This is a genomic window from Aurantibrevibacter litoralis (assembly GCF_034651555.1).
In the GTDB taxonomy this organism is placed as follows: domain Bacteria; phylum Bacteroidota; class Bacteroidia; order Flavobacteriales; family Flavobacteriaceae; genus Aurantibrevibacter; species Aurantibrevibacter litoralis.
This window is the reverse complement of the sequence record NZ_JAYEEQ010000006.1, coordinates 143055-163772: the sequence shown is the minus strand read 5'-3', so window position 1 is coordinate 163772 and position 20718 is coordinate 143055. Positions and strand designations below refer to the sequence as shown.

At 40.5% G+C, this 20718-nt stretch carries 21 protein-coding genes; 9 read left to right on the top strand and 12 right to left on the bottom strand.

Features of this window, described 5'->3' with window-relative positions:
• The first annotated feature begins 53 nt into the window (after positions 1-53).
• From U1E44_RS07505 to U1E44_RS07480, 6 genes are all read left to right on the top strand, one after another.
• A complete protein-coding gene (locus U1E44_RS07505; protein ID WP_322930449.1) occupies positions 54-1118 on the top strand; it encodes a M28 family metallopeptidase in 1065 nt (354 codons plus the stop codon).
• Positions 1118-1798: an SDR family NAD(P)-dependent oxidoreductase gene (locus U1E44_RS07500; protein WP_322930448.1), complete on the top strand. Its 681-nt coding sequence runs from the start codon at positions 1118-1120 to the stop codon at positions 1796-1798. Before U1E44_RS07505 ends, U1E44_RS07500 begins: the two co-directional genes overlap by 1 nt.
• A gap of 384 nt (positions 1799-2182) precedes the next feature.
• Positions 2183-3232 (top strand): DUF6340 family protein, encoded by a 1050-nt coding sequence (locus U1E44_RS07495; RefSeq protein WP_322930447.1) that lies wholly within the window; start codon positions 2183-2185, stop codon positions 3230-3232.
• A 76-nt stretch (positions 3233-3308) separates the two neighbouring features.
• On the top strand, positions 3309-3908 hold the full coding sequence (locus tag U1E44_RS07490) for a SprT-like domain-containing protein (RefSeq protein ID WP_322930446.1): 600 nt from the start codon (positions 3309-3311) through the stop codon (positions 3906-3908).
• Between the two features lie 9 nt (positions 3909-3917).
• A complete protein-coding gene (locus U1E44_RS07485; RefSeq protein ID WP_322930445.1) occupies positions 3918-4997 on the top strand; it encodes a mannose-1-phosphate guanylyltransferase in 1080 nt (359 codons plus the stop codon).
• A gap of 14 nt (positions 4998-5011) precedes the next feature.
• A complete protein-coding gene (locus U1E44_RS07480; RefSeq protein ID WP_322930444.1) occupies positions 5012-6466 on the top strand; it encodes a DUF389 domain-containing protein in 1455 nt (484 codons plus the stop codon).
• Here the strand turns inward: U1E44_RS07480 and U1E44_RS07475 are convergent.
• The gene (locus U1E44_RS07475; RefSeq protein WP_322930443.1) at positions 6463-7230 is read right to left on the bottom strand and encodes an ABC transporter ATP-binding protein; all 768 of its coding nucleotides are present in this window, start codon (positions 7228-7230) and stop codon (positions 6463-6465) included. The two genes, U1E44_RS07480 and U1E44_RS07475, sit on opposite strands and share 4 nt — an antisense overlap.
• Positions 7230-7967, bottom strand: coding sequence for an MlaE family ABC transporter permease (locus tag U1E44_RS07470; RefSeq protein WP_323673861.1), 738 nt, complete (start codon positions 7965-7967; stop codon positions 7230-7232). The genes U1E44_RS07475 and U1E44_RS07470 overlap by 1 nt, the downstream gene beginning before the upstream one ends.
• A 115-nt stretch (positions 7968-8082) precedes the next feature.
• On the opposite strand from U1E44_RS07470, the gene pafA reads away from it, so the two are divergent.
• Positions 8083-9765, top strand: a complete 1683-nt coding sequence (gene pafA / locus U1E44_RS07465; protein ID WP_322930441.1) for an alkaline phosphatase PafA — start codon at positions 8083-8085, stop codon at positions 9763-9765.
• 4 nt (positions 9766-9769) lie between these two features.
• Here the strand turns inward: pafA and U1E44_RS07460 are convergent, their stop codons facing one another.
• The 4 genes from U1E44_RS07460 to gcvP form a co-directional block, all read right to left on the bottom strand.
• Positions 9770-10648: a glycosyltransferase family 2 protein gene (locus tag U1E44_RS07460; protein WP_322930440.1), complete on the bottom strand. Its 879-nt coding sequence runs from the start codon at positions 10646-10648 to the stop codon at positions 9770-9772.
• A gap of 29 nt (positions 10649-10677) precedes the next feature.
• On the bottom strand, positions 10678-11223 hold the full coding sequence (locus tag U1E44_RS07455) for a hypothetical protein (protein WP_322930439.1): 546 nt from the start codon (positions 11221-11223) through the stop codon (positions 10678-10680).
• A gap of 2 nt (positions 11224-11225) precedes the next feature.
• Positions 11226-12284 carry a 3-oxoacyl-ACP synthase III family protein gene (locus U1E44_RS07450; protein WP_322930438.1) on the bottom strand — a complete coding sequence of 353 codons (1059 nt, stop codon included), beginning with the start codon at positions 12282-12284 and terminating at the stop codon, positions 11226-11228.
• A 180-nt stretch (positions 12285-12464) separates the two neighbouring features.
• Complete coding sequence (gene gcvP, locus U1E44_RS07445) at positions 12465-15314, bottom strand: aminomethyl-transferring glycine dehydrogenase (RefSeq protein WP_322930437.1); 2850 nt, start codon at positions 15312-15314, stop codon at positions 12465-12467.
• 134 nt (positions 15315-15448) lie between these two features.
• Between gcvP and U1E44_RS07440 the strand changes: the two genes are divergently transcribed.
• On the top strand, positions 15449-16273 hold the full coding sequence (locus U1E44_RS07440) for a hypothetical protein (protein WP_322930436.1): 825 nt from the start codon (positions 15449-15451) through the stop codon (positions 16271-16273).
• On the opposite strand, the gene U1E44_RS07435 is transcribed toward U1E44_RS07440, so the two are convergent.
• Positions 16270-16497 (bottom strand): hypothetical protein, encoded by a 228-nt coding sequence (locus tag U1E44_RS07435; RefSeq protein ID WP_322930435.1) that lies wholly within the window; start codon positions 16495-16497, stop codon positions 16270-16272. The genes U1E44_RS07440 and U1E44_RS07435 overlap by 4 nt on opposite strands.
• Positions 16498-16499: 2 nt before the next feature.
• Positions 16500-17048 carry a sigma-70 family RNA polymerase sigma factor gene (locus U1E44_RS07430; RefSeq protein ID WP_322930434.1) on the bottom strand — a complete coding sequence of 183 codons (549 nt, stop codon included), beginning with the start codon at positions 17046-17048 and terminating at the stop codon, positions 16500-16502.
• 82 nt (positions 17049-17130) lie between these two features.
• Here U1E44_RS07430 and U1E44_RS07425 point away from each other — a divergent pair, with 82 nt between their 5' ends.
• The gene (locus U1E44_RS07425) at positions 17131-17499 is read left to right on the top strand and encodes a rhodanese-like domain-containing protein (RefSeq protein WP_322930433.1); all 369 of its coding nucleotides are present in this window, start codon (positions 17131-17133) and stop codon (positions 17497-17499) included.
• 48 nt (positions 17500-17547) lie between these two features.
• On the opposite strand, the gene U1E44_RS07420 is transcribed toward U1E44_RS07425, so the two are convergent.
• The 4 genes from U1E44_RS07420 to U1E44_RS07405 form a co-directional block, all read right to left on the bottom strand.
• Positions 17548-19563, bottom strand: a complete 2016-nt coding sequence (locus tag U1E44_RS07420; protein WP_322930432.1) for a M3 family metallopeptidase — start codon at positions 19561-19563, stop codon at positions 17548-17550.
• A gap of 106 nt (positions 19564-19669) precedes the next feature.
• A complete protein-coding gene (gene purE, locus U1E44_RS07415; protein WP_322930431.1) occupies positions 19670-20164 on the bottom strand; it encodes a 5-(carboxyamino)imidazole ribonucleotide mutase in 495 nt (164 codons plus the stop codon).
• 1 nt (position 20165) lies between these two features.
• A complete protein-coding gene (locus U1E44_RS07410; RefSeq protein ID WP_322930430.1) occupies positions 20166-20540 on the bottom strand; it encodes a type II toxin-antitoxin system death-on-curing family toxin in 375 nt (124 codons plus the stop codon).
• On the bottom strand, positions 20537-20716 hold the full coding sequence (locus U1E44_RS07405) for a hypothetical protein (RefSeq protein ID WP_322930429.1): 180 nt from the start codon (positions 20714-20716) through the stop codon (positions 20537-20539). The genes U1E44_RS07410 and U1E44_RS07405 overlap by 4 nt, the downstream gene beginning before the upstream one ends.
• Between the last annotated feature and the right edge of the window lie 2 nt (positions 20717-20718).

Genomic DNA, 20718 nt, shown 5'->3' with positions numbered 1-20718 from the left:
GCGTTTTTTTGTGAATCCACTAATAACAAAACATGTACCTTAAACATATCCGCATGAAACAATGTATCATTTTTCTTGGTCTAGCCCTATTAATGGGCTGTGGCGGGCCGAAACTTTTAGTAACAAATCCCGATCGTATTCCAGCGGTGTCAGATTCCACTTTAGTGGATGTCAGTACCGTAAAAGAAGCGATTGGAATCCGTGATTCGGAGCTAGCGCTGTCATCGCAAAGCGCTATCAACAAATCTATAGCATTTTCAAGTGAAAGTGCTATTGCTTATTTGATGCATTTTTTGGCTTCTGATGAACTTCAGGGGAGAGATACCGGAAGTGGGGGTATTGAGAAAGCGGCACAATTTATTACCTCTATTTTTGAGAAGAATAGTATTGCTCCTTATTTTTCTACCTATTTAGATACCCTCGCCAACTATGAAAAACCTGCTTTTAATGTGGTAGGCTTTTTAGAGGGAACAGATGCAAAACTAAAGCAGGAATTCGTGATTATCGGGGCGCATTATGACCATATCGGACTTCTAACTCCAGTGGGTGGCGATGCCATTGCCAACGGGGCAAATGACAATGCTACCGGCACTTCCGCAGTATTAGAATTGGCCCGCTATTTCGGTGCGGAAAAGACCAACAAACGGAGTCTTATTTTCGCTCTTTTTAGTGCTGAGGAAAAGGGACTTTTGGGTTCGGAACACTTGGCTCAGAAATTAAAACGACAAAACCTAAACCTGTACACCATGCTTAATTTTGAAATGCTAGGCGTACCCCTAAATAATAAACCATACGCGATGTATGTTACCGGGTACGAGCTTTCTAATTTGGCTGAAATTAGCAATCGCTATGCGGGGGAAGCATTGGTTGGGTTTTTACCAACAGCCAAGGAGTACAGTTTGTTTAAAAGATCGGATAATTATCCATTTCATCAAGTTTTCAATGTGCCCTCGCAGACCTTTAGCACCTTCGACTTTACCAATTTTGACCATTACCATCAGGTGGGCGATGAAAATGAGTTAATGAACTTCGACCATATGGCTAAGTTGGTCAATAAAACCATCCCTGTTTTAGAAGGTATTATTAATGCACCTGTTCAAGAAATAAGATATAAGTAATGGCGCAAATTATCATTTCCGGAACTAGCCGTGGTATTGGCTATGCCTTGGCAAAACTTTTGGCAGATGAGGGGCATCGTGTTTTGGCGCTCTCCAGAAATGAGAAACCCATACTGCTTTTGAACCATCCAAATATCATTACATTTCCGTTTGATGTCTCCAAGACCGCCGATTTGGAACATGTGAAGGCTTTTTTGAATACCCAATGGGATCATGTAGATATCCTAATACACAACGCTGGAAAATTGCTGAACAAACCGTTCTTAGAAACGTCGATGACTGCTTTTGAAGAAGTTTATAAGGTTAATGTTTTTGGGGTGGCGGCACTTACACAAGCCGTGTTGCCTAAAATGAAGAAGAAAGGACATGTAGTGAGCATTAGTTCTATGGGCGGCATTCAGGGCAGTATAAAATTCCCTGGACTTTCGGCCTATAGCTCCAGTAAGGCTGCCATAATTACGCTTACCGAATTGTGGGCCGAAGAATTTAAAGAAACAGGCCCCGCCTTTAACGCTTTGGCTCTGGGCGCAGTTCAAACCGAAATGTTGCAGGAGGCTTTTCCAGGGTATCAGGCACCCATTACGGCACAGGACATGGCGCAATACATTAAGGAATTTGCGTTAACAGGACATCACTTCTACAACGGAAAAACGCTGCAAGTTTCATCGAGTACACCCTAATAGGGTAACAACTTCAGAGCAAGCTCTCGAGGCATTAATAGGAACCATTATTGTACGTTTCTATGCCCGTACGGATGGGAACGGTACGTACAGGCGTATCGTAGCTTTACAGCCGCATTATCCTATAAACACACAAGAACCTAAGGATTTTAGGTGCCCTTTTTTGACTGATTTTGGCAGGCACGTACAATAATTTTATTAGTTACAGGGTTTTATAAGGATACCTATAAAAAATTGGGTGTCTCTAGGGGTCTTTATGTTGCGATAAAAAAACGGTAGAACCATGACCTGCCCAAAATGTTTACCTGTGTGGGCATTTAAAAATAGGACAAGACCAACCAATAGAAGCAATTCATAACGCATAATATGTAAATAGTAGCTACGATGAAAAATTATAGTATCCAATACCTAGTAATAGTCTTAACTCTGATGTTGATGGGATGCAGTGCAACCAATCAACTTAGACTTAGTGTTGTGGAGCCAGCTCCTGTATTTATTCCAAATGATGTGAAAAAGGTGGGTATCATTAACAGAAGTTTACCTTCTAAAGGGAAAAAGGCCATCGATAGAATAGAACAGATTCTTACGGCAGAGGGTTTGTATTTGGACCTACAAGGATCCGAAACTGCGATTACGGCACTGCGCGATCAGTTGATCCGAGAACAACGATTTGATAAGGTGATTGTCATTGATTCGCTTACCCATGAAAAATCAGGTTTGGGGGTGCTTCCAGCCAGCCTTTCTTGGGAAGCGGTTGATGCACTTTGTACTACGCATGGCGTAGATGTCCTTTTCTCGTTGGAGTATTTTGATACCGACACGGCGATTGATTATCAACTCACAACTATGAAACTTCCCAATACTATAGGGATCGTTGTAGACGTTCCGGCACATCAGGCTACCCTAAACACGGTATTGAATAATGGATGGCGTATTTACGACCCATACCATAAGGATGTTTTAGATGAGTATTTAGCCAGCAGGCATATCGTTTCTGTGGGGAAAGGCATAAACCCCATAAAAGCGGTTGAAGCAGTACTGGGGAGAAAAGAGGCGGTACTTCAGGAAAGTACGTATTTGGGAAGCCAGTATGCCATGCGTATTTTTCCATACAAAAATAGGGTTACAAGAAATTATTTTGTGCGTGGAAGCACTAATTTTGAAATGGCCAAGCGTCGGGCACAGACCGGAGATTGGGATGGTGCAGCCCTGTTATGGCAAAAGGAACTTTCTAATAAGAATGCTAAAATTGCAGGTCGAGCCAATTACAATATGGCTATAAGCCATGAGATTAATGGCGATTTGGACAAGGCCATGGTCTGGGCTTCCAAATCGTATACAGACTACAAGAACAAGGAAGCCTTGCGCTATCTTCAAATTTTAAAATATAGAGCCTCTCAGAATGAGGAATTACAATATCAAGTGAAGCGCTAATCTATTTCCGCATCATTTTTAATTTTTTCTAAAGATCTCACGGATTTTGTGTGCCTAAAATCCTATTTTTGATTTAATGGATGAGATCCTTAAAAAATACCTTCCTGAAAGAGCAGTTGCGCCTTGTGTAGTTCTCATTAAGGAAAACCATGTACATTTAAAAATTGTAAACCAACGGGTCACACGACATGGAGATTACCGCAGGCTACAGAATGGGTTGCATCAAATAACGGTAAATGCGACGCTTAACAAGTACCGTTTTTTAATCACACTAATTCACGAAATAGCCCATTTGGTCGCTTTCGAGAAATATGGTAGGCAAATTTTACCTCATGGCGTAGCGTGGAAAATAACGTTTCAGCAGCTCATGGTGCCCTTTATTCGTCCTGAAATATTTCCCTCACAATTGCTACCACTTTTGGCTAAACATTTTAGAAATCCTAAGGCCAGTAGCGATACAGATGCCATATTATCCTTAGCTTTGAAACAATTTGACGCACCTAGTGACAAATCCTTTATTTTTGAGCTAGCGCAAGGCAGTATTTTCAGAATATATAATGGGCGGGTCTTTAAAAAAGGTGCAATTCGGGTTAAGCGGTATGAATGCATTGAGATCGCCTCGGGGAAAGTATATCTTTTTCAACCCAATGCGGAGGTTGAACTTATATCAAATTAATACGTAAAGATGAATAAAAACTATTATGCGGTTATAATGGCAGGAGGTGTGGGTTCCCGATTTTGGCCGATAAGCACGGCAGCCCACCCCAAACAGTTTCACGATATGCTTGGTACGGGAGATACCTTGATTCAAAAAACTTTTAAACGTTTGAACACTTTTGTACCCACTTCTAATATTTTTATATTGACCAACGAACGGTACAACGATATTGTATTAGAACAACTTCCTATGGTTCAGCCGCAGCAGGTAGTGCTAGAACCGGCCATGCGCAACACAGCACCCTGTATTTTATACGCCGCCCTGAAGATTCAGAAAATAAACCCCAATGCCGTAATGGTTGTGGCACCCAGTGATCATTGGATAGAGGATGAAACTGCTTTTGCGACCGATGTGGAACAATGTTTTGAGTTCTGCACATCGGAAAATGTGCTATGTACCTTGGGGATTACACCTACCTTTCCAAATACGGGTTACGGCTACATAGAATATGAACAAGGAAAGCCTAATGGCCTTCGTAAGGTACATCAATTTAGGGAAAAACCCGATTATGAAAATGCCAAAGCGTTTATAGCACAAGGTAATTTTCTTTGGAATGCCGGTATATTTATGTGGAGTGTTAAAACCATCCTAAATGCCTTTAAACAACATCAACCCCAACAGTTCCAATTATTTGAAGCTGGTATGGCATACTATAATACGGATAAGGAAGCTCAATTTATTACTGAAAATTATCCCTTAGCGGCCAATATTTCCATAGACTATGCTATCTTAGAACCATCTGATGCTATTTATGTACTGCCGGCAAGGTTTGATTGGAATGATCTGGGCACATGGAGTTCCTTGTATGATAAGTTAGCTAAGGATGAGCATCGTAATGCCATCGTTAATAGTGCGGTGCTCTGTGAAGATGCCCACGGCAACATGATTCGCTCCTCCAAAGGAAAAATTGTAATTGTAGATGGCTTACATGACTATATTATTGTGGATAAAGAAGAGGTCTTGTTGATTTATCCCAAATCAAAAGAACAAGAGATAAAGAACGTGGTGGCCAATGTTAAAAATACTTTTGGAGAAAAATTTACTTAGACAGGAACGTACAAATGGAAAACGAAAACACAGTACCAAATCCAATCCCTAATAAAGAGGGGAGTGATGTTAAGAGAGATTTTAAGGGACTATTATCTAGTCTTACTAAATTTTTATCCGAGCTTTTAGATATTAGGAACAATACCGATCAGGAAGCTACCAAAGAATCTATTATTGCAGATATTCCGTTTAAAGGGCACACTTCGTGGATTCTTATCTGTTCTATATTTATTGCCTCCGTGGGGTTAAATGCCAATTCTACGGCTGTGGTTATCGGTGCTATGTTAATTTCACCACTTATGGGTCCCATTTTGGGCATGGGTCTTTCTCTTGCCATAAACGATATTGACACCCTTCGGCGTTCGTTAAAGAATTTTGGCGTTATGGTGGTGTTAAGTGTGTTTACTGCTTTTTTGTTTTTCTATTTATTCCCGTTACGCGATGAATCTTCCGAGCTTTTAGCACGCACGGCTCCGGATATCAGAGATGTTCTTATTGCCTTTTTTGGAGGTTTGGCATTGGCCATTGCAAGAGCTAAAAGAGGCACTATTGCGAGTGTTATTTTTGGTGTGGCCATCGCAACAGCCTTGATGCCACCCCTATGTACCGTTGGTTTTGGTCTGGCTATAGGCAATTGGAGCTATGCTGGAGGCGCAATGTACCTTTTTACGATTAACACTATTTTTATTGGCTTGGCTACTTTTTTGGTCATAAAATTGTTGCGCTTTCCTATGGTACGCTATGCCAATTCGCAACGAAGAAGATTTATATCTAGATTGGCTTCGTTGGTCGCTATTTTGGTCATGATTCCGGCCGGAATCACGTTTTACAATGTTTTTCAGGAGTCTCGATTTAAGATTCAGGCACAACAGCTCATTAATGAAACTATAGGGGTGTATCAATTTAGTAGTGGCGGACGTTATTTTGAGGATCTTACCAATATCACATACGATCGCAATGGCACATCAGAAATTGAACTATTTTCTTTAGGCGATGAAATTATACCTGATAATGTTATTGAGACCTGGAGAACGCAGAAAAATAAATTTTCTAAGTTAACAGATGCCACTTTAAAGGTAGTTCAGGCTGGGAAGGACGACTCTGAGGTTAAATTTAATTATGTAAGCGAATTGTACGAAGCCAAAAAGGCCGAAATTTTAGGAAAAGACGAAAAAATAAAGGTTTTAGAGGAGGAGTTGAGTAAATTGAGTAAAATGGCCGCATCGCAGGTGCCTTTTGATGAGGTAGCTAAGGAGGCCAAGTCGATCTACGGCGATCTTGTAGCTATGGGGTATGCCTACACCGTTAAAACCGATTTTAATAAGATAGATACCATTCCGGTATTTGAGTTACAGTGGAAAAAAGAAGCCAATAGAAACCAAATTGCATCTGAAAGTAAAAAGCTAGAAAATTGGTTAAAATTACGCCTAAAGAACGATAAAATTCAACTTCGTGAAATAGTTGATTAGTTTCGTTCTTCAATATACATTTGTCGCACCTTTTTGAACAATTCAGAAGAATAAACAAAATTAGTTACGGCTTCATTATCGGTTTTAAAAATTTCTTTATTGGAACCTTCCCATTCTAAAATACCATCTTTTAAGAAAATGATTTTTTCCCCAATTTCCATAACAGAATTCATATCATGGCTGTTAATAACTGTAGTTATATTGTATTCCTGAGTTATTTCATGAATTAGGTTATCAATTAATATGGCCGTTTTTGGGTCTAATCCCGAATTGGGTTCATCGCAAAAAAGATATTTTGGATGCATCACTATAGCCCTGGCAATAGCCACCCTTTTTTGCATTCCACCCGAGATTTCTGAGGGGTATTTATGATGAGCGTCAATAAGGTTTACCCTTTTTAATACAAAATCTACACGATCTTTTTTTTCCGATTGAGACTGTTTTGTGAACATTTCCAATGGAAACATGACATTGCCTTCTACGGTCATAGAATCAAAAAGGGCACTACCTTGGAACACCATACCCATTTCTTGTCTTAGGTTTCTTTTTTGGCCTACAGTGAGTTCAGAATAGTTTTGTCCGTCATAACAAATGCTACCCTGTTCCGGCGTAAAAAGGCCTAATAAACATTTAAGAAAAACCGTTTTTCCGGAACCACTCTGGCCAATTACTAAATTGGTCTTTCCCTTGTCAAAACTGGTCGTAATCCCTTTTAAAACTTTAGTGTCGCCAAAGGATTTGTGAATGTCGTTTACCTCTATCATTAGCCCAATAATAATTGTGTAAGTATATAATTTAAAATAATAATCACCACGCTGGTCCAAACAAAGGAAGTAGTGCTTGCTTTTCCTACTTCCAAAGCGCCTCCTTTCATATAAAACCCATGAAAAGAGGGTATGGTTGCAATAATGAATGCAAACACAATGGTCTTTATAAAGGAATAACTCACATGGAATGGAATAAAATCGGTTCTAATCCCCGTTATAAAATCGGCACTAGTACTAAAACCACCCATAACACCTGCAATCCATCCTCCTAAAATACCCACATACATGGCAATGGCAATGGCGAAAGGATACAACAGCAAGGCAATTATTTTTGGAAACACTAAATAATTTAAGGAATTTACACCCATCACCTCCAAGGCGTCGATTTGTTCTGTAACTCTCATGGTTCCGATACTAGAAGTAATGTAGGATCCTACTTTTCCGGCCATAATAATGCTCGTAAAGGTCGGGGCAAATTCTAAGATTACAGATTGTCTGGTAGCAAAGCCAATAAGACTTTTGGGGATGAGTGGACTGGTGATGTTCAAGGCGGTCTGTATAGTAACCACGCCCCCAATAAAGAAGGATATAAAAATGATAATACCCAATGACCCAAAAATAAGCTCGTCTATCTCTTTAAAAATGAGTGGTTTCATTACCTTCCATTTGGTAGGTTTTTTAAAGACTTCGCATATCATTAAAAAATAACTGCCTATTGATGCTATGTAGTTCATATTAATAAAGAGACTTCGATACCGTAAAAATAACAATATTAGGTTTCATTTAACCTTCATTTCATCTTTAAGGGGTTTATTTATTTATTTTTGTGGTTAAAGTCTGATTATTATTATGAATAGATTCGTTTTCATCCTTTTTGTATCCATTTTAGTTTTGGCATCCAGTTCTGTTGAAGTTTTGGCGCAACGAAAATCAAAAGACAAAGTGTCTTCGTCTCCTGTAGCATCCGAAGTAACACCGCCTCGATTGGTGGTAGGTTTCGTAGTAGATCAGATGCGGTACGATTATATCACCCGGTTTTGGAATCAATATGGCGAAGGCGGATTGAAGCGTTTGGTGAAGGAAGGGTATAATTGTAAAAACAATCATTTTAATTACGCACCTACCTATACCGGCCCGGGACATGCTTCGGTATACACAGGCACAACGCCTGCCGTTCATGGCGTCATCGGAAATGATTGGTACGATAAAACATCAGAAACTATGGTGTACTGTGTACGCGACGAGGAGTATACCACAGTAGGAAGTAGCTCAAAAGCCGGTCAAATGTCGCCACACCGAATGGGTGTAACCACACTAACAGATGAACTTCGACTGCATACCCAAATGAGAGGAAAGACAGTAGCTATTGCCCTTAAGGACAGAGGGGCGGTGCTTCCCGGCGGGCATACTGCCAATGCAGCTTATTGGTATGAAGGGAGTGCGCACGGAAATTGGATTACCAGCTCGTTCTACATGGACGCGTTGCCGGAATGGGTAATCCGTTTTAATGCCTCGGGTAACGCAGCGCAGTACAAAAAACCCTGGACTACTTTAAGGGATATACATAGTTATGTAGAAAGTGGTCTAGATAATACGGCATATGAAGGAGTATTTAAAGGGGAGGCTTCGCCCACTTTTCCCCATGATATTCCGGCACTTTGGGACGATAATGGATTTTTTGAAATTTTAAGAACAACCCCTTTTGGGAATAGCATGACCGTCGATTTTGCTTTAGCGGCCTTAGATGGCGAAAATTTGGGAACCGATACCACTACCGATTTTTTGGCGATAAGTTTTTCTAGTACCGATTATGTAGGGCATAAGTACGGCGTAAATTCTAAAGAAATTGAGGATACCTACCTCCGGTTAGATCAAGATTTGGAACGACTACTTAATGCGTTAGATCAGCAGGTTGGAAAAGGAGAATATACCGTTTTTTTAACAGCGGACCATGCCGCCATAGATGTTCCGAAGTATTTAAAAGATCAGAAAATTCCCGCCGGTTATTTAGATAAGGCGGCCTTAAATGCCAGGTTAAACGATTTTTTAAATTATACGTATGGCACGGCAGATCTTATTAAAAACAGATCGAATGGGCAACTGTTTTTGGACCATCAACTTATAAAAAACTTAAATATTAATCTTAGAGAAGCACAAGAGGCTTTAGCCATAGAAATGGTACAATATGAGGGCATAGCACAAGTATACACAGCTTTTCAGATGTGGGAAAATAGCTATTCGGATGGAATCGCCAAAATGCTTCAGAATGGCTACCACCAAAAACGATCGGGCGATGTACTACTGGTAGTAAACGCTGGAGTCATAGACTATCCGGAGACCGGATCCACCCACGGTTCGCCACAGGTTTATGACACTCACGTGCCTTTGATCTTTTATGGTAAAGGAATACAAAAAGGAGCTACTACGGAGCGTACAGAAATTCCGGATATTGCCCCAACCATTGCGAGCCTATTAGGTATAGCCTTTCCAAGTGGCACCACTGGAAGGCCTATTTCAAAAGTGTTGGAATAAACCGTTATCTGTTTGTTATTTTGGGGCCGTTCAACAAAAGTTTTGAACGGATATTTTTCCATCGCAGTTGTCGGATAAACCGACCTTCTTGCGGGGTCACAATAAACGCCATATTTTCTTTTTTACCTCCAAAAAAACCTTTTAGATTGTCTATAATTACTTGGTAATTACGTTGTTTCCAAGCCATTTTTGCGGAAGCGATACATGTAATCCAAAAGCCGTAGCGCATGGCATACATCGCCTTTCCCTGAAGCAGCTTGGCTTTGGCATTATAGCCTTTTCCTGTGGGTCGAAGGTGCTTCACCTTTAAAGAATCATCCGTTAAAATTTCAAAGCCATGGTAACGTGCTAAAAGCTCGTCTACCGTATCCCAGCCCATAGCATTTTTCAAGCCTCCAATAGCCTTAAAACACGATTTTGAATAGGCTTTAAAGGCTCCCCGCACATGGTTTTTGTCCATCGGATGATTTAGTTGCCATTCCCCCGACGCTTCCTGTTCGTACGCAAAGCCGCCGACAATACCGGCCTTGGGATACTTTTGAAAGAGGGAAGCTATTTTTTCAAAGTAATTTTCTGGAAGTATAACATCTGCATCCAATTTTACGATAAAATCAAAGTCGTAGTTTAATATCTCCAAACCTTTATGGAAGGCATTGATAACTTTACTTCCGGGGATATGTGCAGTAGACGAGAGGGTGTTCCGTTTCTGAATCAGCGCACTTTTTGCGGTAAAACGTTCAATGATAGCTTCTGTTTCATCGGTGGAATTATCGTTTACAACAATAACTTTTTTTGGAGGTAGGCTTTGTGTTAACACGGAGTTTAATGTTAGGGCTAAGAAAGCCTCTTCATTGTGAGCCGGAATGATAATGCAATATTTCATAAAGCAGGTAGCCTAAAGTACATGAATTCCTAGGTTTTTACTACCTCAAAGTCGGGTATGCGTTCTGCATACACGATGTAATAGCGAGGTACAAAAAATCGTAGTAACGGGCGGATGCCTATTTTCTTCGTAGGGTTTGTCCATTGCGCTCGGTCTTTTATTTCCCAGCCCGATTTTTGTAGTAGCCAGTCAAATTGCCAATCTTCAAATTCATGGTAATGCCTGTCCCATGGATCTGTTTTACTTCGATACGCCCTAGAAAACCAAAGTCGAAGCGGGATGCTGGCAACTAATTTTGTTGCCTTTATGCGGCACAACAGGTTGTATGGAGCCAAAAGGTGTTCAAAAATTTCAAATGCCGTAACTACATCTGCGTTAGATTGCGTAATGCCGGAAAAGTCGTTGTCTAAGTCTTCACCTTGGGTGTTTTGTACATCATAACCTTGTTGTCTCAAGATTTGGGTAAAGGGATTTTCTACTCCCAGATCCAGAATTGTCTGGTCTTTTGAGATGTGTTTATGTAAAAATGCAGAAGTGTGTTTGTACCGTTTATTTGGGAAACTGTTTTCGTACATGTTTAATAGCGATATACCAGCGCATTAATGTTCATTCCTGCGCCTACACTGGCAAAGATAATGACATCGCCCTTTTGCAATTCCTGATTTTCAATTTTTCCGCGTCGTATTAAATCTAAAAGCGTTGGTATTGTGGCTACCGAACTGTTGCCCAATTCCCGAATACTCATGGGCATACTGTTTTCTGGCATTTCCAGATTGTACAATTTGTAAAATCGTTTCACAATAGCCTCATCCATTTTTTCATTGGCTTGGTGGATAAGGATTTTTTTTACCTCATGAATGGAAACACCACTTGCATCTAAACATTCCTTCATGGCGCGAGGTACATGGGTTACCGCAAATTCATATATTTTACGACCGTACATTTTAATATAGCGGCGATCGCTTGTGTTGTTTTTACAATAAGACTTCCCAAAGAATAAAAAATAAGCCTCTTCAAAAGTATAGGTTTCCGAAGCATGGGCTAAGATTTCTCCGCCATTAGAGGTAGCCTCGATTATCACAGCTCCGGCACCGTCAGAATAAATCATAGAATCTCGATCATGATCATCTACTACTCTGGAAAGGGTTTCGGCGCCAATCACCAGACATTTTTTTGCAATACCACTTTTAATGAAGGCATTGGCTTGTATGACACCTTCTATCCAACCCGGACAGCCAAAAAGGATATCATAGGCTACACATTTTGGGTTTTTTATTTTAAGATGATTTTTTACTCGTGATGCTAAACTGGGAAGGGTATCTCCCTGTATTCTGCCGTGGGCAACATCACCAAAATTATGTGCAAAAATAATATAATCTAACGCTTCCTTTTCAATGCCTGCATCTGCAATAGCTTGTTCTGAAGCTAAGTAGGCAATGTCCGAAGTGTTCAACTCCTTATCTACATAACGTCTTTTGGCAATGCCTGTAATGGCTTGAAATTTTTGAATGATAACGTCGTTACTTTGGTTAAAGGAAGAACCGTCTTCGTTTAGAAATTCATGTGCCCTAAAGTCTGCGTTGTCTGTAACGATGGCGGGTAGGTAACAACCTGTTCCTGTAATGGCAATATTCATGTTCTTGCGTGTAGTGTAATAATGGTTTAGCTTCGTAAAGGTATACAAAGTAGGTTCAGATGCTATGTACGCATAAGAATGAATACGATGTTCAACCCTATTTCAAAAAGAGTAAATTTCCTATAACCCAATCCATTTCCGGTGCTTGTATCTGTGAAATCCCTTGTGTTTACAGGGTTTCTAAGCTTCCATGTAGGCTTCCATAGGTGCACAAGTGCATATTAAATTACGGTCTCCATACGCGTCATCTACCCTTCGTACGCTTGGCCAAAATTTAGAGTCCTGTAAATACGGCAATGGAAAAGCAGCTTTTTCCCGACTGTAGGGAAGGTGCCAATGGTCTTCCGTAAGTAGTTGTAGGGTGTGCGGGGCATTTTTTAAGGGGTTGTTGCTGTCATTTTCACAAGCGGCATCGATCTCGTCTCTAATCGCTAACATAGCATCGCAGAAGCGATCCAGTTCTACTACACTTTCACTTTCTGTAGGCTCTATCATTAAAGTGCCCGCAACCGGAAAGGAAACCGTCGGGGCATGAAATCCGTAGTCCATAAGCCGTTTTGCAATATCGGTTACTTCTATACCGTTTTTTTTGAAGGGTCTGCAATCAATAATCATCTCATGAGCTGCCCTTCCTTTTTCGCCGGTATAAAGTACGTCGTACTTACCACTTAGTCTTTGTTTTATATAGTTGGCATTAAGAATGGCTATTCGGGTTGCCTGAGTAAGCCCTTTTTCGCCCAACATTCTAATGTAGGCATACGAAATAAGACAGACCAATGCACTTCCCCATGGTGCAGAGGATATGGCAGAAATTGCTTTTTCGCCTCCTGTTTTTATAATAGGGTTGCCCGGTAAAAAAGGAACCAGTTGTTTGGCTACACAGATAGGCCCTACACCCGGGCCGCCACCGCCATGAGGAATCGCAAAAGTTTTATGAAGGTTCAGGTGGCATACATCTGCCCCTATGGTCGCAGGGTTAGTTAAACCCACCTGTGCATTCATATTGGCGCCGTCCATATAGACCTGACCACCATGATCGTGAATCAGTTGAGTGATGTATTTGATGGAGGATTCAAAAACCCCATGGGTAGAGGGGTAGGTCACCATTAAGGCGGCTAGATTGTTTGAATGCAAGAGAACTTTAGCTTCTAAATCGGACACATCTATATTGCCTTTTTCATCCGTTTTGGTAACCACTACCTGCATTCCGGCCATTACTGCCGAAGCCGGATTGGTGCCATGTGCCGAGGCAGGAATAATACATATATTTCGATGCGATTGGCCGTTAGCTTCGTGAAAGGCGCGTATGGTCATCAGTCCGGCATATTCTCCCTGTGCTCCAGAGTTTGGCTGTAGCGAAGTGCCTGCGAATCCTGTAATGATGTTGAGAAAGGATTCTAATTCCTTCAAAACAATTTGATATCCTTCTGCTTGCGCCATAGGAACAAAGGGGTGTACATTGCTCCATTGCGCCCAACTTAGGGGCAGCATTTGTGTAGCCGCATTAAGCTTCATAGTGCAAGATCCTAAGGCAATCATAGAATGGTTTAATGCCAAATCCTTACGTTCTAATTTTTTAAGATAGCGCATTAACTCCGTTTCTGAATGATAGGCATTGAACACGTTATTCGTTAAAAAAGCGGAAGTGCGTTGTAGTGCTTGTGGTATGGCCCAAATTTCTTTTATCGAGGTTATAGGTGCGCATTCCTTTCCGGTGGCCTCTGAAAAAATAGCACTAATCTGCTGTAAATCGGACACCGAAGTGGCCTCATTGAGTGCAATGGTAACGGTGCTTTCGTCCGGATAGTAAAAATTGACTTCTGCTTTTTCTGCAAACTGCATTACTTTTTGAGCGTCTGCCTTTACCGTTATGGTATCAAAAAAGGAAGCGTTTGTTTGGTACAATCCCAATTGCTCCAGTTGATCTGCCAAAGTCGTGGCCATGAAATGTATTCTTTGCGCAATGTTCCGAATACCCTTGGGGCCATGATATACAGCATATGTGCCAGCCATTACAGCCAACAGCACCTGCGCTGTACAGATATTTGAGGTGGCCTTATCTCTCTTTATATGTTGTTCTCTGGTTTGCAATGCCATCCGTAAGGCACGCCGGCCGTCAACATCCTTAGTAACACCAATAATGCGTCCTGGAATATTTCTTTTGTACTCGTCTTTGGTAGCAAAAAAGGCGGCATGCGGTCCTCCGTAGCCAAGGGGAATGCCAAAACGCTGTGTGGTTCCTACAACGATATCTACCCCAATCTCGCCCGGGGGCGTAAGCAAGGCTAAACTCAAAATATCTGCTGCAACAGCTGTTTTTACATCCTTTTCCTTGGTTTTTTTTACAAACGGACTTAGATCAACGAGTTCACCTGTTTTGCCCGGATATTGCAAGAGTGCACCAAAAAAATTGGCCTCCGGTTGAAACTGCGTATGATTGCCGACCACAAGCTGAATTCCCAACGGCTTAGATCGGGTTTCTAAAAGCGCCAGAGTTTGTGGCAGTACTTCTTCAGAAATAAAAAACTGAACGGCGTTGTTATTTTTTTGCACTTTGGTTCTTAGGTCAAAAAGCATGGTCATTGCTTCTGCGGCAGCCGTACTTTCATCTAAGAGCGAGGCATTGGCCAATTCCATGCCAGTAAGATCGCAGACCATAGTTTGAAAATTGAGTAAGGCTTCTAGTCGGCCTTGGGCAATTTCGGCTTGGTAAGGGGTATATGCGGTGTACCAACCCGGATTTTCTAAGATATTGCGTTTTATAACCGAGGGGATAATACTTTCGTGATATCCCAATCCTATGTAGGTTTTAAAAACTCTGTTTTTTTCTGATACTGATTTGATGTGCGACAAGAACTCGTGCTCCGACATAGCCTCCGGTAGATCTAGCGGTTTTTTAAGCCTGATGTCATCCGGAATGGTTTCATAAATAAGTTGATCTAAGCTACTCGCCTCTATTTTTTCAAGCATTTTTAAATAATCATCTTCCTGAATGCCAATATGACGTGTTACAAACGAATCCGTTTTCATAGAAATCCTTGTTTTTAAAGAAATTGCGGCAAAATTACAGATTAATTCTGGTAAAAAGGATGATTTTAAAGCTTGTGCTTTTAAAGTTTTTAACCAAGATTAGGGGTTATGAACAGTTTGGTTACTTTTGTTCGATGAAGTGGTTTCAGCGCATTTTCAACTTTTACCTAAATGCCAGTATACACGTGGCGCTATCTGTTTTTTCCTTAGTACAGCTTACAGCGATACAGTTTGATGTTCCCATAAATTCACACCTGTCTTATGGTCTTTTTTTTGCTACTATAAGCAGTTATAATTTTGTAAAATACGGGGTAGAAGCGCCAAAATATGTAAAGATGGCCAATACGTACCAAAAACAAATACAGGTATTAGGTGTCTTGGCCCTTTTGGGCGCCTTGTACCATTTCTATTTTTTAGGCCTGGATATTTGGATTGGTCTTATCTCCCTTTGTTTGCTTTCGGGTTTGTATGCCTTGCCACTATTGCCTAACGCCAAAAATCTTAGAAGTCTGGGCGGATTTAAAATCTTTGTGGTGGCTACGGTGTGGACCGGCACCACGGTAGCGTTGCCTTTACAAGAGGCCCAGTTGCCAATGAGTTGGGATTATGGTATCGGTTTAGGGCAACGATTTTTACTCATTTTGATTTTGCTGTTGCCTTTTGAGATTAGAGATCTAAAGTACGATCCTTTGGAGCTGCAGACGCTTCCACAGCGTTACGGTATTAAAAAAACAAAGCAGATAGGTATACTACTATCGATTCTATTATTTTTTAGCACATTTTTAAAAGACACAGTACATTCCATGGAAGTATACCTAAATGCGCTCTTGACACTCACATTATGTATACTTATATGGATAAGCAAAAAAGACCAAAATGTTTATTTTGCGTCATTTTGGGTAGAATCTGTACCCATTTTGTGGTGGGGAATCTATCTTTTAGCGGTTTCCTACTACTAAAATTTCTTCTCTAATTGCTCTCTTAGCTTTTTTTTATCGTTTTCAGATAAACTCTGCAAATTTGCTTTTTCAAAAAGCGAAGTAAGTTGCGTATTCTTTTTCGTAAATTTAGAACATGCTTTGCACATTAAGACGTGAAATCTTAGGGTTATTTTTTGCCAAGTAGTTGCTTCGTTGTATTGTTTTTTATTGCAGATGGCTGTTGCTTCTTCACAAGAAATCATAATTAAAACCAGTTTTTGTTAAGGCAATCCATGAGTGCGGTGCGCGCCCTATGTATCATTACCCAAAGATTGGACGGATTAATATCTAATTCTTTACAAATATCATCGGTTTCTATGCCTTGAATGGTTTTCATGGTAAATACCATGGATTGTTTTTTGGGTAATTTAGAAATACACTCCTGTATGGCAAGACCCAATTCTTCATTTTCAATGGCATCGTTTTCTAACACACTTTGCGGATCGGCCACTTGTTCTTCGAGCCAATCGCCATCAGAATCACTATTAGAAGCATAACTTAATCGAACCTCTGCCTTTCCCTTATTCGAGTTTATTTTGCGGTAGTGATCTATAACCTTGCGCTTTAATATAGCAATGAGCCATGTGCGTTCTGCTGCATTGCCTTCAAAGTTCTTGGCAGATCTTAAGCCGGCAAAAAAAGTTTCCTGAACCAGATCTTTGGCAATTTCGGCATCGCTAACTCTTGCCACCGCATAATTAAAAAGATAGTCCGCATAAAGGTCTACCCAAGCATTCGGATTTAATTGATGCATTTGTAACACGTTTTTACTAGTATCAAATGTAGTGGATTTTTTTTGGGAAATAATAGTTATTTTTGATTCAAATTAACACATTATGAAAGTAGTATTGGCTTGCAGTTTTTTTCTTTTTTTATGTCTGCAAATTGGACATGCACAAATTAACACAAAACCGATCAAAGAAATTTCACAAAAAGAGTTAAATAATGCGATCGTGATTGATGTACGCACACCGGAAGAGTATCAGCAAGGACATCTACCAAATGCGATCAATATTAATTGGTATGATGCTGATTTTGCGGAACAATTTTCTGCAATTGATAAGAATGAAACCATCTACATCTACTGTAAGGTTGGTGGTCGCAGTGCCAAGGCTACAGAAAAACTGGATGCTTTGGGGTTTTCCAAGGTCATTAACCTCGATGGCGGTTATGACGGATGGTCCAAAAAGCAGGAACAGCACTAATAGTAGTATTAAAACATAGGTACACGTCGTTCCTTATTGTTGGGTATTTTACAACAATCCTGCTCGTTCTAGCAAGGCTTCCACTTTAGGTGCGGCACCCCGAAACCTTTTGTAAAGAATCATAGGTTTTTCCGTACCTCCTTTAGACAGAATGTGCTCTTTAAATTTGGTGGCAACTTCCGTATTAAAAATACCTTTTTCTTTAAAATAAGCAAAGGCATCGGCATCCAGTACTTCGGCCCATTTATAGCTGTAATAGCCCGAAGAATACCCTCCTTGAAAGATATGGGAGAAGGAAGTGCTCATGCAGGTTTCCGGTGTTTCCGGATAAAGATCTGTGCCCGTAAATGCTTTTGTTTCATGCGCTTTTACATTTGTTATTTTAGATGGATCTGCACCGTGCCAAGCCATATCGAGTAGGCCAAAGCTTAGTTGGCGAAGCGTTGCCATACCTTCCTGAAAAGTGGCCGATGCTTTTATTTTATGCACTAATTCCATAGGAATCAGTTCACCGGTTTCATAGTGGGTTGCAAACAATTCTAGGGCTTCTTTTTCGTAACACCAGTTTTCCATAATCTGGCTGGGAAGCTCTACAAAATCCCAATAGACCGATGTGCCCGAAAGGCTGGGATAGGTAGTATTGGCTAGCATACCATGCAGCCCATGACCAAATTCATGAAACAAAGTGGTAACTTCATTAAAAGTAAGTAAGGAAGGTTTGGTGGCTGTGGGCTTGGTAAAATTACAAACATTAGAAATATGGGGGCGCACATTGCTGCCTTGTACCATATACTGCGATTTAAACGAGGTCATCCAGGCACCACCTCTTTTGCCGGGACGCGGATGGAAATCGGCATAGAAAAGGGCTATGAATTTCATATTGGCATCGTACACCCGATAGGTTTTTACCTCCTCATGGTATTTTTCTACATCAAAAACTTCTTCAAATTGAAGTCCAAATAGTTTTTGGGCTACTTTAAAAACACCATTGATTACGTTTTCCAATTTAAAATAGGGCTTTAACTGCGCATCATCTAAATCGAAAAGTTTTTGTTTTAATTTTTCGGAATAGTAGCTGCCATCCCATTTTTCGAGTCGGTCTATGCCGTCTAATGCCTTGGCAAAGGCTTGCAGTTCGCTAAATTCTCGTTCTGCCGCAGGTTTCGCTTTTGCCAATAAGTCGTTTAAAAATTGCGCGACTTTTTCAGGTGTTTCTGCCATCCGTTCTTCCAACACAAAATGCGCATGGGTTTGGTATCCCAATAATTGAGCCCGCTCATGACGAAGCCGGGCAATGCGTAAAACGTTGTCCTGATTATCCAGTGCATCCCCATGAAATCCTTTGCTGCCAAATGCAATAGCCAATTCTTTACGAAGAGCTCTGTTTTTGGCATATTTCATAAACGGAATATAGCTGGGGTAGTCTAAGGTGATAAGCCAGCCCTCTTTATTTTTTGAGGCCGCCAATTGCGCAGCTGCTTCTTTCTCCCCTTCTGGTAAACCTTCTAAATCTGACTCTTTGGTAATGTGTTTTTCATAGGCGTTGGTTTCCGCCAATATATTTTCACCAAACTTTAGTTTAAGTTTAGAAAGTTTCGCATCAATTTCTCGGAGTTGTTTCTTTTTTTCCTCCGGTAAATGAGCACCGTTACGGCTGAAACTTTTATATTTTTTATCAAGCAAGGTTAATTGTTCGGTAGTTAGTTCTATGGTTTCCTTTTGATGGTAAACTTCCTTTACGCGGGCAAACAAGGCGGCGTTTAACGTAATATCGTTGCTAAATTCTGAAAGCATGGGCGAAACCTCTTGCGCTATGTGCTGAATTTCGTCGTTGGTTTCTGCCGAGTTTAAATTAAAGAAAACACTAGAGATCCTATCCAATTGTTGTCCGGCAAATTCAAGAGCTTCTATGGTATTTTCAAAAGTGGGAGGTTCGGTATTTTGGGTAATGGCATCTATTTCTGCTCTGGCATCGGCCATGGCTTGCAAAAAGGCGGGTTTAAAATGATCATTTTTTATTTGTGAAAACGGAGCGGTATCAAATGGGGTTAAAAGGGGATTCATATGCTGATTGTAAGGTTTTATTTAAGTTAAAGAGGAAAAAGAGTTAAAGAGAAAAAGGGTTAAGAAGTTATAGTCAGACGGGCAACTGCCAACTGAAAACTGCCAACTATCTTTTGGTATTTCTTATTTCAGCGGATCCGTCTAAGACTTTTTGCTTTAACCCTTCTTTATAAAAAATAATCTTGTCCAAAACACATTTGTCTGCACTGCCAATAATTTGAGCGGCAAGAATACCCGCATTCTTTGCACCGTTGAGGGCTACGGTTGCTACTGGCACACCACCGGGCATTTGAAGAATAGATAAAATAGAATCCCATCCATCGATGGAATTGCTGCTTTTTACCGGAACACCAATAACAGGTAAAGGCGTCAAAGAAGCGACCATGCCGGGCAAATGAGCAGCACCGCCGGCACCGGCTATGATTACACTGTAACCATTTTTATGGGCATTTTTGCTGAAGTCAAATAACTTTTCCGGGGTTCTGTGTGCCGATACAATATCTACATCAACCTCAATATCAAACCCTTTTAAAATATCTACAGCTTCCTGCATCACAGGGAGGTCACTGGTACTACCCATTACTACGGCTACTTTACTCATGTTATTTTTTCAAATTAATTATAATCCAATCCTTAATGCCTTCGTATTCAATTTCTCCTTTCGATACACATATTACAAAACTATATTTTTCATCATCTGATGCCTCAATGTCCAGACCATTTTCTGAAAGTAAGAGACGCATTAAAACATACCCCATTCTTTTATTTCCATCCAAAAAAGGATGATTTAACACAATACTTTGAAAGATTGCGGCGGATTTATCAATTGCAGAAGGGTATAACTCTTTACCATCAAAGGTTTGGAAAGGACGACTTAATGCTGAAGATAATAATTTTTCATCCCGTATTCCACTCGAGCCACCGGATGATTCTGAAATAATTTTGTTTAACTCCTCTGCTAGTTGTATTGAAATCATTCAGCTAATCTTGCAAACAATTGTTTTTCTCTCTCTAAGAGATTTTTTACATAAAGAATACGTTTCTTATCTTTAATTGCCAAGTCCTCCATATACAAAATAGCTTGGTCTAAGGCATTATCAGAGAGCTTATCAATAATTTCTTTTAGAGCCTCTTTCTTTTCAATTTCTGACATAA